Origin of the sequence: Hydrogenophaga borbori (genome assembly GCF_003417535.1) — a bacterium.
Taxonomy (GTDB): domain Bacteria; phylum Pseudomonadota; class Gammaproteobacteria; order Burkholderiales; family Burkholderiaceae_C; genus Hydrogenophaga; species Hydrogenophaga borbori.
On record NZ_QVLS01000001.1, the window covers coordinates 25,876 to 38,082 of the forward strand.

The window sequence follows — 12,207 nt, forward strand, 5'->3', positions numbered from 1 at the left end:
GGGGCGGCCCGGCGCCGGATCGATCACAGCCGCTGCAGGCGCTCCAGAGCGGCGACCAGGGTCTCGTCCTTCTTGGCGAAGCAGAAGCGGACCACCTTCTGGTCGAAGCCGTCGCCATAGAAGGCCGACAGCGGGATCGCCGCCACGCCGATCTCGGCCGTGAGCCAGCGGCAGAAATCGGCCTCCGGCAGTTCGCGCTCGGGCACGGCCAGGGCGGAGATGTCCACGCACTGGAAGTAGGTGCCTTCGCCCGGCAGCAGTCGGAAACGGGTCTTCGCCAGGCCCTGGCGGAACAGGTCGCGCTTGCGCTGGTAGAAGGCCGGCAGATCGCGGTAGGGCGCGGGGTCGGCCATGTAGGCCGCCAGGGCGTGTTGCATGGGCGTGTTCACCGTGAACACGTTGAACTGGTGCACCTTGCGGAACTCGGCCGTGAGCGGGGCGGGCGCCAGCACGGTGCCCACCTTCCAGCCGGTCACGTGGTAGGTCTTGCCGAAGCTGCTGACGATGAAGGCGCGCGCCGCCAGGCCGGGGTAGCGCGCGGCGCTGTGGTGCGGCAGGCCGTCGAACACCATGTGCTCGTAGACCTCGTCGCTGATGAGCACGATGTCGGTGGGCGCGAGCAGTTCGTCCAGGCGGCGCATCTCGGCGTCCGTCCAGCACATGCCGCTGGGGTTGTGCGGGGTGTTGACGATCAGGGCGCGCGTGCGCGGCGTGATGGCCGCGGCGATGGCGTCGAAGTCGGGGCGGAAGCTGCCCGGCACCAGCGGCACGCGCACCACGCGCCCGCCGGCCAGCTCGATGTTGGGCACGTAGCTGTCGTAGCAGGGTTCCAGCACGATGACCTCGTCGCCCGGGTGCACCACGGCCAGGATGGCGGTGAGGATGGCCTGGGTGGCGCCGGCGGTGACGGTGATCTCGGTGTCCGGGTGGTAGCGGCGGCCGTACAGCGCCTGCACCTTGTCGGCCATGGCCTGGCGCAGCGCGGGCACGCCGGTCATGGGCGGGTACTGGTTGTGGCCGGCGCGCATGGCCCCGTCGACCGCGTCCAGCAGGGCCGGGTCGCAGCCGAAGTCGGGAAAGCCCTGGCCGAGGTTGACCGCGCCGTGCTCGGCCGCCAGCGTGGACATGACGGTGAAGATGGTGGTGCCCACCTGGGGCAGGCGCGAGGCGAGGGCGGGGGTGCGGGGCTGGGTCACGGTGTCCATGGTGTGGGGTTCAGATGTCGTATTCGTCGGGTTCGCCGGCCATGGCGCGCTGGATCAGCTCGCGCGACAGGCGCTCGGACAGCAGCTCGGCAAAGCGCAGAACGAACTGGCGCAGGTAGGTGCCGCGCTTGAAGGCCACGCGGGCGAGGTTGTGGCCGAACAGCGCGCCCGCGGGCCGCGAGACCAGGTCGGGCGTCTGGTTCTCGCCCTTGACCGCCATCTCGGCCACGATGCCCACGCCCATGCCCAGCTTCACGTAGGTCTTGATCACGTCCGAGTCGATGGCCTCGAGCACGATGTTGGGCTGCAGGTGGCGCAGCGCGAAGGCCTGGTCGATGCGCGTGCGCCCGGTGAAGCTGGGGTGGTAGGTGATGAGCGGCAACTGCGCCAGCTCCTCCAGTCCGATGCGCTCGCGCGCGAGCATCGGGTGGTCGAAGGGGAACACCAGCACGTGCTGCCATTCGTAGGCGGGCAGGGTGACGAGCTCGGGGTAGTTCACCAGCGATTCGGTGGCCATGCCGATCTCGGCCACCTCCTCGATCAGCATGCGCGCCACCTGGTCGGGCGAGCCCTGGTGCAGGCTGATGCCGACCTTGGGGTAGGCCTGGCGCAGCGCGGCCACCGGCCCCGGCAGCACGTAGCGCGCCTGGGTGTGGGTGGTGGCGATGGACAAGGTGCCGCTGTCCTGTGCCGAGTACTGCTCGCCGATGCGCTTGAGGTTGTTCACCTCGCGCAGGATGATGTCGATGCTCTTGAGCACCTGCTGGCCCGGCTCGGTGACGCGTTTGATGCGCTTGCCGTGGCGGGCGAAGATCTCGATGCCGAGCTCGTCCTCCAGCTCGATGATGGCCTTGGACACGCCGGGCTGCGAGGTGTGCAGCGCCTTGGCGGCCTCGGTGAGGTTGAGGTTGCGGCGCACCGCCTCCTGCACGAACTTGAACTGGTGCAGGTTCATGCACCCTCCTTCAAGGCCTGTGTGGCCAGCAAGTCGATCAAACGTGGGTCTTCGCCGGCGGTGGGCATGAGCTCGATGGGCACGCCCGGGTGCTCGCGCCGCACGCCCTCCACCAGCCGGGGCAGGTCCTCGCGCGCGTGCCGGCCCATGCCGAAAAACAGTGGCAGCACGCGCAGTCGCGTGGCGCCGGCGCGCACCAGGCCGCGCGCGGCCGTGGGCAGATCGGGCTCGGTGAGCTCCAGGTAGGCGGTGCCGGCCAGCGTGTCGGGCGCGCGTTCGGCGATGCGCCGCGCCACGGCCTCCACCGGCGCGCGCCACTGCGGGTCGCGCGAGCCATGGGCGAAGACGATGACGCCCAGCATGGTCAGCGCTTGAGCACCAGCCACCCGAAGGCGCCCAGCGAGAAGACCGAATAGATGAGCGCCGGCGAGGCCGCCGCCAGCCAGGGCTGCCACTGGTTGAGGTTGCCGATGTAGCCGAACACGTTGTTGAGCAGGAAAAAGCTGATGCCGATCATCACCCCGCCGAACACGTAGCCGGTGATGCTGCCCGAGCGGAAGTGCAGGTAGGCGAAGGGCAGGGCCAGCACCACCATCACGAGACAGGACAGCGGGTAGAACACCTTGCGCCAGAACTCGATCTCATGGCTCTGCGCGGTCTGGCCGTTGGCCTCCAGGTGGCGGATGTAGGCGAACAGGTCGGCCGTGCGCATGCGCTCGGGCTTGAGCAGGGCCACCGACACCATTTCGGTGTTCAGGCTGGTGGGCCAGCGAAAACTCTCCAGGGTGCTGCGCTGCACCTTGGCCGACTGCTGGCCGGCGGCGTCGAACTCGCGCCGCTGCACGTGGCGCAGCGTCCAGCTCTCGTCGTTCTCGATGCGCCCGCTCTGCGCGTGCAGCGTGGACACCAGGAAGCCCTGGTTGTTGAACTCGAAGATGCGCACATTGCCCAGCTCGCCCTGCGGCGACATCGAACCCACGTTGACCGAGAAGTTGCTGTAGGGCTGCTTCTCTTTCAGCCAGGCGCCGGTCTGGCCCAGGCTGATGGCGCCCTGGAAGCGTGCCTTGTGCAGTTGCGCGCCGCGGTCGGCCAAGGGCGCCAGGTAGTCGCCGATGGCGAAGGTCAGCAGCACGAACACCGCGCCCAGCCCCAGCATGGTGCGAAGGGCGCGCCAGGGCCCCAGGCCGCTGGTGCGCAGGATGGTGTACTCCGAGCCCTGGGCCAGGCGCGCGAGCACGAACACCGAACCGATCAGCACCGCGATCGGCAGCAGCTCGTAGATGCGGCTGGGCGTGAGCAGGCCCACGTACAGCAACGCGTCCGGCAGGCCGTAGACGCGCGTCGGGTCGAGCACCGAGGCCTTGCCGATGTCGGGCAATTCGTCGACGAAATCGAAGAAGAAGAACAGCGACAGGAAGGCCAGCAGCACGAAGAACACGGCAGCGAACACCTCGCCATAGATCAGCCGGCGGATGGTTTTCATGCGTCGGCCTCCCGGCGGCGCCAGCCCGTGAGCAGGTCGCGCAGGCTCAGGCCCTGGTGGCGCTTGTAGAACCACACCAGCGTGAGCAGCAGCACGCCGCCGTGCAGGCCCAGCATGAAGGGCAGCAGATCGATCACGCCGCGCGCCACCCAGTTCTGCCCGATGTTGAGCAGGTTGTAATAGAAGACGAAGGCGAACAGCGTGAAGAACAGGTTGCCGCTGCGGCCCGCGCGCGGGTTGCCCACGGTGGTGGCCAAGGCGATCAGCACGAAGTTGAAGGCCGTGATCGCCAGGCCCACGCGCCAGCCCAGCTCGGCCAGGTTGGCGCGGCTGGGGTCCATGATGAGTTCCCAGCTCGGGCGGGCCTTGAGCTCCACGCCCGCCCCGAGGTTGCCGCCCGCCTGGCCGATCTGCGTGCCGTACTCGCCGAAGTCGCTCACGCGCAGGCCGCCGTCGGGCCGCGTCTCGAGCCGCTGGCCGTTGTTGAGCATCAGGAACTGGCGCTCGTCCAGCCATTCGACGCGGCCCGAGCGCGCCGAGGTGATGGTTTCGCTGCCGTTGGGCTCGGTGCTCGAGATGAAGATGTTGCGGCCCTCGGTGCCGTCGGCCGTGTCCTTGTCGATGAAGAACACGCGTCGGCCGCTGGAGGACTCCTGGAATTGCCCCGGCTCCACGCGCTCCAGGTCGCCGCGCCGCTCGAAGCGGTCGCGCAGGTCGTTCACCTGCTGGTTCGCCCAGGGCCAGACGAAGAACACCATCAGCATGATCACCAGCAGCACCGGCCAGGCGAAGCGCAGCAGCGGCCCCAGAAAGCCCCCGAGCGAGCGTCCGCTGGTAAACCAGATGATCATTTCGCTGTCGCGGTACATGCGCGAGAGCGTGAACACGATGGAAATAAACAGCGCCAGGGTGAGCACCGTGGGCATGCGCCCGATGACGGTGTAGCCCAGCACCAGCATGATCTCCTGGGGATCGACGCTGCCCTTGGACGCCGCCCCCAGCGTGCGGATGAGCAGCATGGTGAGCACGATGGTGAAGAGGATCACCAGGGTGGCCCCGAAGCTGCGGGCGAGCTCCTTGCGGATGGACGAATGGAATAACATCGATTGGCTACAGAACGAACCCGAATTATGAACTTCGACCTCAAGACCCTGAGCCCGGCCCAGGCCGCCGAATTCCCCGCCGATGCGCTGCTGGTGCTGGTGCCCGATGCGCTGCCCAAGGGCCAGTCGCCGCTGCACGCGCTGGTGGCCCGGGCGCTCAAGGACGACGACCTGGAAGGCGGCGTGAGCAAGAGCCTGGCCTGCTACCGGCCCGAAGGCATCAAGGCGCCGCGCGTGCTGCTGGTGCGCGCCGGCACGGCCGACGCCGCCGCGCTGCGCAAGGCGGTGGGCGCGGGCGTGGCCCAGCTCAAGGCGCCGGGCGTCACCCGCCTGGCGGTGGTGCTCTCTCTCGTGGCAGTCGACGCCGATGGGCTGCGCGCCGCCGTGCAGGCCTGCGCGGATGCCTCCTACGTGTACACCACCACCAAGCCCAGCGCCAAGCCGCGCGCCCTGGCCAAGGTCACCTTCGGCGTGAGCGACGCCGGCGCCGTGCGTTCGGGCTTCCAGGCCGGCAAGGCCGTGGTGGCGGGTGTGGAGTTCGCCAAGGAATGGGCCAACCGCCCGGCGAACCACGCCACGCCCAGCCGCCTGGCCGACGCCGCGCGCCAGCTCGGCCGCCTGCCCGGTATCAAGACCGAGGTGCTGGGCCCGCGCGAGGTGGAGGCCCTGGGCATGGGCTCGTTCATGGCGGTGGCCCAGGGCTCGGCCGAGCCGCTGCGCTTCATCGTGCTGCGCTACCAGGGCGCCGGCAAGGCCGACGCCCCCGTGGTGCTGGTCGGCAAGGGCATCACCTTCGACACCGGCGGCATCAGCCTGAAGCCGGCGGCCGAGATGGACGAAATGAAGTTCGACATGGGCGGCGCGGCCAGCGTGCTGGGCACCTTCGCCGCCCTGGCCGAGGCCAAGCCGGCCCTCAACGTGGTGGGCCTCATCCCCAGCTGCGAGAACATGCCCGACGGGCGAGCCATCAAGCCCGGTGACGTGGTCAAGAGCATGAGCGGCCAGACCATCGAAATCCTCAACACCGACGCCGAGGGCCGGCTGATCCTGTGCGACGCGCTCACCTACGCCGCGCGCTTCAAGCCGCGCGCGGTGGTCGACATTGCCACGCTCACGGGCGCCTGCGTGATCGCCCTGGGCGCGGTGCGCAGCGGCCTGTTCAGTGCGCGCGACGAGCTGGCCCAGGCCCTGGCCGAGGCCGGCGAGCAGTCGGGCGACCTGTGCTGGCGCCTCCCGCTGGACGACGACTACGCCGAGGGCCTGAAGTCCAACTTCGCCGACGTGGCCAACGTGGCCGGTCGCGCGGGCGGCGCCATCACGGCGGCCAAGTTCCTGCAGCGCTTCGCCACCGAACTGCCCTGGGCGCACCTGGACATCGCCGGCACGGCCTGGCGCGGTGGCGCGGCCAAGGGCGCCACCGGCCGCCCGGTGCCGCTGCTGCTGCAGTACCTGTTGAACGAGGCCGCGCGCCCCGCCGGCCAGGCCAAGGCCAAGGCCAGGGCCAAGGCGCGCAGCGCCAGCCGCTGAAACCGGGTCGCGCCGTGGCCGAGGTGGCCTTCCATTTCAACGCGCCCGACAAGGCCGCTTACGTCTGCCGCCTGCTGCGCAAGGCCTACCTGAAGGGCGCGCGCGTGACCGTGCTGGCGCCCGGCGACCAGATCGACGCCCTGGACCGCGGGCTGTGGCTGCTCGCCCAGGGCGAGTTCGTGCCCCACTGTGTTCAGGCCGACCCCGAGCCCACGCGCCGCCACTCGCCTGTCCACCTGCTCGATCGGCTGGACGAGCGCGCGCCCACCCAGGTGCTGGTCAACCTGGGCGAGGCCGTGCCGGACGGCTACGCGCGCTTCGAGCGCGTGATCGAGGTCGTGGGCCTGAACGACGAGGACCGCGCCTCGGCGCGTCAGCGCTGGCGCCGCTACCAGGCCGACGGCATCGAGCCGCAGCGCCACGACCTGAAGGCCGCTGGCGAGTGAGCCGCGGGCCGCGCGAGGGCTTCAGGAAAACCCTCGAACGGCTCTCCGAACCCTGCTTTAGGCTGCTGTCCCGGCCAAAAGCCGGATCGTTTTGGAGTATCTTTATGCGGTGGAGAAAAAAAGTTCCCTCCGCAAATCAATCCATCCTTATCAAGGAAATCCCATGCAAGTGAACATGAAACTGGCAGTGCTTGCCGCCGCCGTCGCGCTCGCCGCCTGTGGCAAGAAGGAAGAGGCTGCTCCCGCTCCCGCCGCGGCGCCCGCTGCGGCACCCGCCCCGGCCGCACCGCAGGAGGTCGTGGTCAAGATTGGTCACGTCGGCCCCACCAGCGGCGCGATCGCTCACCTGGGTAAGGACAACGAGAACGGCGCCCGCATGGCGATCGAGGAACTGAACGCCGCCGGCCTCACCATCGGTGGCGCCAAGGCCAAGTTCGAGCTGCTGGCCGAAGACGACGCCGCCGATCCCAAGCAGGGCACGGCCGCCGCGCAGAAGCTGGTCGACGCCAAGGTCAACGGCGTCATCGGCCACCTGAACTCCGGCACCACCATCCCCGCCTCGCAGCTCTACAACGACGCGGGCATCCCCCAGATTTCGCCCTCGGCGACCAACCCCAAGTACACCCGCCAGGGCTTCCCGGGCGCGTTCCGCGTGGTGGCCGACGACGTGCACCTGGGCGGCACGCTCGGCAAGTACGCCATCGAAACCCTCAAGGCCAAGAACGTGGCCGTGATCGACGACCGCACGGCCTATGGCCAAGGTGTGGCCGACGAGTTCGAGAAGGGCGTGAAGGCCGCTGGCGGCACCGTGGTGGGCCGCGAGTTCACCAACGACAAGGCGACCGACTTCAACGCCATCCTGACCACCCTGAAGGCCAAGAAACCGGAAGTGGTGTTCTTCGGCGGCATGGACGCCGTGGCCGGCCCCATGCTCAAGCAGATGAAGCAGCTCGGCATCAAGGCCAAGTTCATGGGCGGCGACGGCATCTGCACCTCCGAGCTGCCCAAGCTGGCCGGCGACGGCATCAGCGACGAGCAGGTCTACTGCGCCGAGGCCGGTGGTGTCGAGGGCGAGCAGAAGGCCGGCATGGACAAGTTCCGCGCCGACTTCAAGACCAAGTTCAACGCCGACGTGCAGGTGTACGCCCCGTACGTGTACGACGCCGTCAAGGTCATGGCCAACGCCATGGTCACCGCCGGCTCGGCCGACCCGAAGGTCTACCTGCCCGCGCTCAAGGCCACGAACTACAACGGCGTGACCGGCAAGATCGAGTTCGACGAGAAGGGCGACATCAAGAACGGTGCCCTGACGCTCATGACCTACAAGGGCGGCAACCGCACCACCATCGCCGTGATCCGCTGATCCCCTCAGCCCTCGGCCAGCAAAAAGCCACCGCTCGCGGTGGCTTTTTCTTTGGGCGGGCGGCGCTCAGCCCTTGGCCGCCAGTGCCGCCTCCACGGCCCGGGTCAGGGTGCGGCCCATGGGCTCGGTGGCGCTGGCGAACTGATCGATCACGTGGCCGTCGCGGCCGACGAGGTACTTGTGGAAGTTCCAGCGCGGCGACACGCCGGTGGCCTGGCGCAGCTGCAGGTACAGCGGGTTGGCCTGCGCGCCCGTGACCACGCTCTTGTCGAACATCGGGAAGCGCACGCCGTAGGTGTTGAAGCACAGCTCGGCGATCTGCTTCGCGTCGCCGGTTTCCTGGGCGAAATCGTTCGACGGGAATCCGAGGACCACCAGCCCCTGCTCGCGGTACTTGGCGAACAGCGCCTCCAGGCCTTCGTATTGCTTCGTGAAGCCGCAGTAGCTGGCGGTGTTGACCACCAGCAGCACCTTGCCCGCGTACTGGCACAGGTCCTGTGGCGCGCCGTCCTGCAGGCGGGGGAAGCGGTGGTTCAGCAGGGCGGGGCAGGCGCCCGCCCGGGCGAAGGGGGCGCCCAGCAGGGCCAGCGGGGCGGCAAGGCAGAGGAGGCGGCGTTTCATGCGGGGCATTGTGGGCCGCCGCCCGACGGTCGACAACCGGGCGTCCCAGCGCCCCTGGCGCGAGCCGGGAGAAACCTCAGCGAAGGCCGCCCAGCACCCCCAGCGCGAAGGGCAGGCTCAGCATGCCCAGCAGCGTGGACAGCGTCACCAGTCCGGCCACGTAGGGCCCGTTGTAGCCCATGCGCGCGGCCAGCACGTAGCAGCTCGACGCCGTGGGCACGGCAGAAAAGGTCAGCAGAACGGCGGTCTGCGTGGCATCCAGCCGGAACAGCCGGGCCAGGCCGAAGGCCATCAGCGGCATGGCCAGGTGCTTGATGGCCAGCACCGCCACCGCCAGCGTCTTGGCCGAGGCCATGCTGCCGAATTGCATGCCCGCGCCGGCCGCCATGAGGCCCAGCGCCAGCGAGGCCTGGCCGATGCGGTTGACCGTGGGCGCGAGCCAGTCGGGCAGCGAGAAGCCCAGCAGGTTGGCGAGCAGGCCCGATGCCGTGGCGATGATCAGCGGGTTGCGCAGCAACTCGCGCCCGAAGCCCTTGTTGGCGTGGCGCGCCATGGGCCAGACGGCCCCCACGTTGAAGATGGGCACGCAGCAGCCGATGATCACCGCCACCATCAGCAGCGCCTGCGGGCCCGCGATCCGGTCGGCCAGCGCGAGCAGGATGAAGGAATTGAAGCGAAAGCCCACCTGCGCACTGGCCGCGTGCAGCCGCACGTCGATGCACCGGCCCAGCCAGGGCCAATGCGGCAGCGAGTAGGTGAGGGCGATGGCGCACAGCGCGAGCGACACGGCCGCGCCGACCAGGGCGGAGGCGGCCCCCAGGTCCAGCGGGTTTTTGACGATGCTCTGAAACAGCAGCACCGGGAACAGGAAGTAGTAGACCAGGCTCTCGACCTGTTCCCACACCGGGCGGTTGAGCTTGGTGAAGCGGCACACCAGGTAGCCGCACAGGATGAGCGAGAAATCGGGAAAGAGCAGTTGGGCGAAGTTCACGGCGCGAATCGTAAGGGCGCGACGTGGCCTCAGCGCGACGCCGCCCGCTCGCAGGCCGTCATTTCGGTGACCTTGCCATCGGAGCGCAGCCAGTGGCCCATGGGCTGGCAGCGGCCGTTCACGCACAGCTCGAAGTCGGCGGTGAACTCCGAGCGCGTGAGCGGCAGCCGCCGGGGCGATCGCTCCGTGGGCGTGTAGTGGTACCAGCCGTCGCGCAACCGGGCGTCGGGCGGCGGCTCCATGCCCGCCGCGGAGCCCTTGATGCGCGCGGCGGTGGCCAACAGGCGCGCGGGCGGTCCGCTCACCTCGTAGTCTTCTTCCCAGCGCACCTTTTCGATGCTGTGCACCCACGCCAGGGTGAAGTGCCGGCCCGGCACGAAGACCGCGTGTTGCGGGGCCGCGGCCAGCGCCAGGCACAGCCCCAGCAGGCCCGCTGCCACTTTGTCGCCCGCCTCAGCGCGCGCCGGCCCGGCCCATCGCCGGGCGGCGTGTGCGCCACCAGTGCCAGGCGACGAAGAGCACGATCGCCGCCAGGCCGATCTCGTCGGTGAGCGGCAGGGCGGCCACCAGGAAGCAGGCGGCCACCACCGCCCACAAGCGCTCCCACCACGCCAGCGGCGCGAACAGGAAGCCGATGGCGCCCGCCCCCCACATCGCGATGGCCAGCACCGCCTTGAGGACGACGTAGGCCACGGCGCCCCAGTCGTCGCTCTGCATCATCAGCGCGGGGGAGTACACCGCCATGAAGGGCATGATGAACCCGGCGATGGCCACGCGGATCGCCTGAACGCTGATCTTCAGCCCCGTCTCCCGGGCGATGGGGGCGGCTGCGAAGCAGGCCAGGGCCACCGGTGGGGTGAGGTCGGCCATGATGCCGAAGTAGAAAACGAACATGTGCGAGACGATCAGCGGCACGCCGAGCTCAAGCAGCACCGGCGCGGCGAGCGAGCTGGTGATGATGTAGTTGGGGATGGTCGGAATGCCCATGCCCAGCACGAGGCAGGTGAGCATGGTCAGCAGCAGGGCCAGAAACAGGTTGTCGTGTCCGATGGCGATCACGCGTCCGCCGATTTCGGCCGCCACGCCCGTGAGGTTGATGACCCCGATGATCACGCCCACGAGCGCGCAGGCGATGGCCACCGGCAGCGCGTGGCGTGCCCCATCCACCAGGCTTTGCACGGCCAGCTGGCGGGCATCGCCGCCGCGGCGAAGCGCAAAGCTCAGGGCGACCAACAGCAGCGTGATCACGTAGAAGGTGCCCACCCCGAAGTGGTAGAAGCCCGCCGTGGCCAAGCCCAGCAGCACCCAGGCCAGCACGCGCAGCGCGTTGCCTTTGACGCCGCTGATGACGGCGGCGCCAAAGATCAGGATGACCGTGAGCCCCAGCCCCACCGTGCCCGAGAACAGCGGTGTGTAGCCGGAGAACAGCAGGCCGACCAGGCCGGCCAGTGGCAGCAGGAGATACCAGCGGTCCTTGACGGCGGCCCAGGGGTTGGGGCATTCGTCTTTGGGCAGTCCCAGCAGGCCCTTGCGGCCGGCTTCGAGGTGCACCATCCAGAACGCGGTGCCGAAGTAGAGGATGGCGGGAATCAGGGCGGCCTTGACGATGTCCACGTAGGGCACGTTGATCGTCTCGGCCATGATGAAGGCCACCGCGCCCATCACCGGCGGCATGATCTGCCCGCCCATGCTGGCGGTGGCCTCCACGCCGCCGGCGAAGGCCGGCGAGTAGCCGAAGCGTTTCATCAGCGGAATGGTGAACTGGCCCGTGGTGACCACGTTGGCCACGCCGGAGCCGTTGATGGTGCCCATCAGTCCGGAAGAGATGACCGACACCTTGGCCGGGCCGCCGCGGGTGTGGCCCACCGTGCCCATGGCGAAGTCGTTGAACAGGCGGATCATGCCGGCCTGTTCCAGGAAGGCGCCGAACAGGATGAACAGAAAGATGTAGGTGGACGACACGTAGGTGGGCGTGCCGTAGATGCCCTCGGTGCCGAAGCCGAGTTGGCCGACGACCTGGTCGAGCCCGTAGCCCCGGTGGGCGAGCACGCCCGGCAGGTATTGGCCGAAGAGAGCATAGGCAAGAAACATCGCGCAGATCAGCGGCAGGCCCCAGCCCATGACCCGTCGCGCGGCCTCGAACACCAGTGCGATGGTGACCACACCGACCACCCAGTCCGGTGCGATCAGCTCGCCCGCGCGCGCGGTCAGGTCGGCTTCGTAGACCCAGTGGTACAGCCCGAACAGGAAGCCGACCCCGCCCAGCACCCAGCCCAGCGCTCGGCCGAGCGCGCCCAGTGCCCCCTCGCGCTGTTCGAAGGGCGGGTACAGGGCGAAGATCATCAGCAGGACGAAGCCCACGTGGATGGCCCGAATCACCTGGCTCGACAGGGGGTGGAAGGAGGCCATCCAGATCTGGTAGGCCGAGAAGGCGATGGCCACCCAGAAGATGGCGCCGCGCAAGGGCGCGTGGGTGGGGGTATCGGCGGAGGGTGTCGCGTCGCTCATGAAAT

12 protein-coding genes are annotated in these 12,207 nt (G+C 69.0%); 3 read left to right on the forward strand and 9 right to left on the reverse strand.

The window, feature by feature from the left end:
* Positions 1-23: 23 nt before the first annotated feature.
* Genes DY262_RS00125 through lptF form a run of 5 tightly spaced genes read right to left on the reverse strand, consistent with a single transcriptional unit; the run spans position 24 to position 4,746 of the window.
* Positions 24-1,205 (reverse strand): pyridoxal phosphate-dependent aminotransferase, encoded by a 1,182-nt coding sequence (locus tag DY262_RS00125; RefSeq protein WP_116956998.1) that lies wholly within the window; start codon positions 1,203-1,205, stop codon positions 24-26.
* 10 nt (positions 1,206-1,215) lie between these two features.
* On the reverse strand, positions 1,216-2,160 hold the full coding sequence (locus DY262_RS00130) for a CysB family HTH-type transcriptional regulator (RefSeq protein ID WP_070399902.1): 945 nt from the start codon (positions 2,158-2,160) through the stop codon (positions 1,216-1,218).
* Positions 2,157-2,522: a sirohydrochlorin chelatase gene (locus DY262_RS00135; protein WP_116956999.1), complete on the reverse strand. Its 366-nt coding sequence runs from the start codon at positions 2,520-2,522 to the stop codon at positions 2,157-2,159. Before DY262_RS00135 ends, DY262_RS00130 begins: the two co-directional genes overlap by 4 nt.
* Positions 2,523-2,524: 2 nt before the next feature.
* The gene (lptG, locus tag DY262_RS00140; RefSeq protein WP_116957000.1) at positions 2,525-3,643 is read right to left on the reverse strand and encodes an LPS export ABC transporter permease LptG; all 1,119 of its coding nucleotides are present in this window, start codon (positions 3,641-3,643) and stop codon (positions 2,525-2,527) included.
* Positions 3,640-4,746, reverse strand: a complete 1,107-nt coding sequence (gene lptF, locus DY262_RS00145) for an LPS export ABC transporter permease LptF (RefSeq protein ID WP_116957001.1) — start codon at positions 4,744-4,746, stop codon at positions 3,640-3,642. The genes lptG and lptF overlap by 4 nt, the downstream gene beginning before the upstream one ends.
* Before the next feature lie 27 nt (positions 4,747-4,773).
* Here lptF and DY262_RS00150 point away from each other — a divergent pair, with 27 nt between their 5' ends.
* The 3 genes from DY262_RS00150 (at position 4,774) to DY262_RS00160 (ending at position 8,082) form a co-directional block, all read left to right on the forward strand.
* On the forward strand, positions 4,774-6,273 hold the full coding sequence (locus DY262_RS00150; protein WP_116957002.1) for a leucyl aminopeptidase: 1,500 nt from the start codon (positions 4,774-4,776) through the stop codon (positions 6,271-6,273).
* 14 nt (positions 6,274-6,287) lie between these two features.
* Complete coding sequence (locus DY262_RS00155; RefSeq protein ID WP_116957003.1) at positions 6,288-6,719, forward strand: DNA polymerase III subunit chi; 432 nt, start codon at positions 6,288-6,290, stop codon at positions 6,717-6,719.
* A 163-nt stretch (positions 6,720-6,882) separates the two neighbouring features.
* The gene (locus tag DY262_RS00160) at positions 6,883-8,082 is read left to right on the forward strand and encodes a branched-chain amino acid ABC transporter substrate-binding protein (RefSeq protein ID WP_116957004.1); all 1,200 of its coding nucleotides are present in this window, start codon (positions 6,883-6,885) and stop codon (positions 8,080-8,082) included.
* A 66-nt stretch (positions 8,083-8,148) separates the two neighbouring features.
* Here the strand turns inward: DY262_RS00160 and DY262_RS00165 are convergent, their stop codons facing one another.
* The 4 genes from DY262_RS00165 to DY262_RS00180 all read right to left on the reverse strand — a co-directional run bounded on the left by DY262_RS00165 (position 8,149) and on the right by DY262_RS00180 (position 12,202).
* The gene (locus tag DY262_RS00165) at positions 8,149-8,712 is read right to left on the reverse strand and encodes a glutathione peroxidase (RefSeq protein ID WP_116957005.1); all 564 of its coding nucleotides are present in this window, start codon (positions 8,710-8,712) and stop codon (positions 8,149-8,151) included.
* 67 nt (positions 8,713-8,779) lie between these two features.
* A complete protein-coding gene (locus DY262_RS00170) occupies positions 8,780-9,694 on the reverse strand; it encodes an AEC family transporter (protein WP_116957006.1) in 915 nt (304 codons plus the stop codon).
* A 29-nt stretch (positions 9,695-9,723) separates the two neighbouring features.
* Entirely contained in the window at positions 9,724-10,134 is a 411-nt protein-coding gene (locus DY262_RS00175; protein WP_116957007.1) for a DUF1850 domain-containing protein, read from the reverse strand.
* Between the two features lie 13 nt (positions 10,135-10,147).
* The gene (locus tag DY262_RS00180) at positions 10,148-12,202 is read right to left on the reverse strand and encodes a TRAP transporter permease (RefSeq protein WP_116957008.1); all 2,055 of its coding nucleotides are present in this window, start codon (positions 12,200-12,202) and stop codon (positions 10,148-10,150) included.
* Positions 12,203-12,207 lie beyond the last annotated feature (5 nt).

Coding starts and splice junctions, on each gene's coding strand:
- DY262_RS00125 (WP_116956998.1), bottom strand. CDS start 1,205: ATGGACACCGTGACCCAGCCCCGCACCCCCGCCCTCGCCTCGCGCCTG.
- DY262_RS00130 (WP_070399902.1), bottom strand. CDS start 2,160: ATGAACCTGCACCAGTTCAAGTTCGTGCAGGAGGCGGTGCGCCGCAAC.
- DY262_RS00135 (WP_116956999.1), bottom strand. CDS start 2,522: ATGCTGGGCGTCATCGTCTTCGCCCATGGCTCGCGCGACCCGCAGTGG.
- lptG (WP_116957000.1), bottom strand. CDS start 3,643: ATGAAAACCATCCGCCGGCTGATCTATGGCGAGGTGTTCGCTGCCGTG.
- lptF (WP_116957001.1), bottom strand. CDS start 4,746: ATGTTATTCCATTCGTCCATCCGCAAGGAGCTCGCCCGCAGCTTCGGG.
- DY262_RS00150 (WP_116957002.1), top strand. CDS start 4,774: ATGAACTTCGACCTCAAGACCCTGAGCCCGGCCCAGGCCGCCGAATTC.
- DY262_RS00160 (WP_116957004.1), top strand. CDS start 6,883: ATGCAAGTGAACATGAAACTGGCAGTGCTTGCCGCCGCCGTCGCGCTC.
- DY262_RS00165 (WP_116957005.1), bottom strand. CDS start 8,712: ATGCCCCGCATGAAACGCCGCCTCCTCTGCCTTGCCGCCCCGCTGGCC.
- DY262_RS00180 (WP_116957008.1), bottom strand. CDS start 12,202: ATGAGCGACGCGACACCCTCCGCCGATACCCCCACCCACGCGCCCTTG.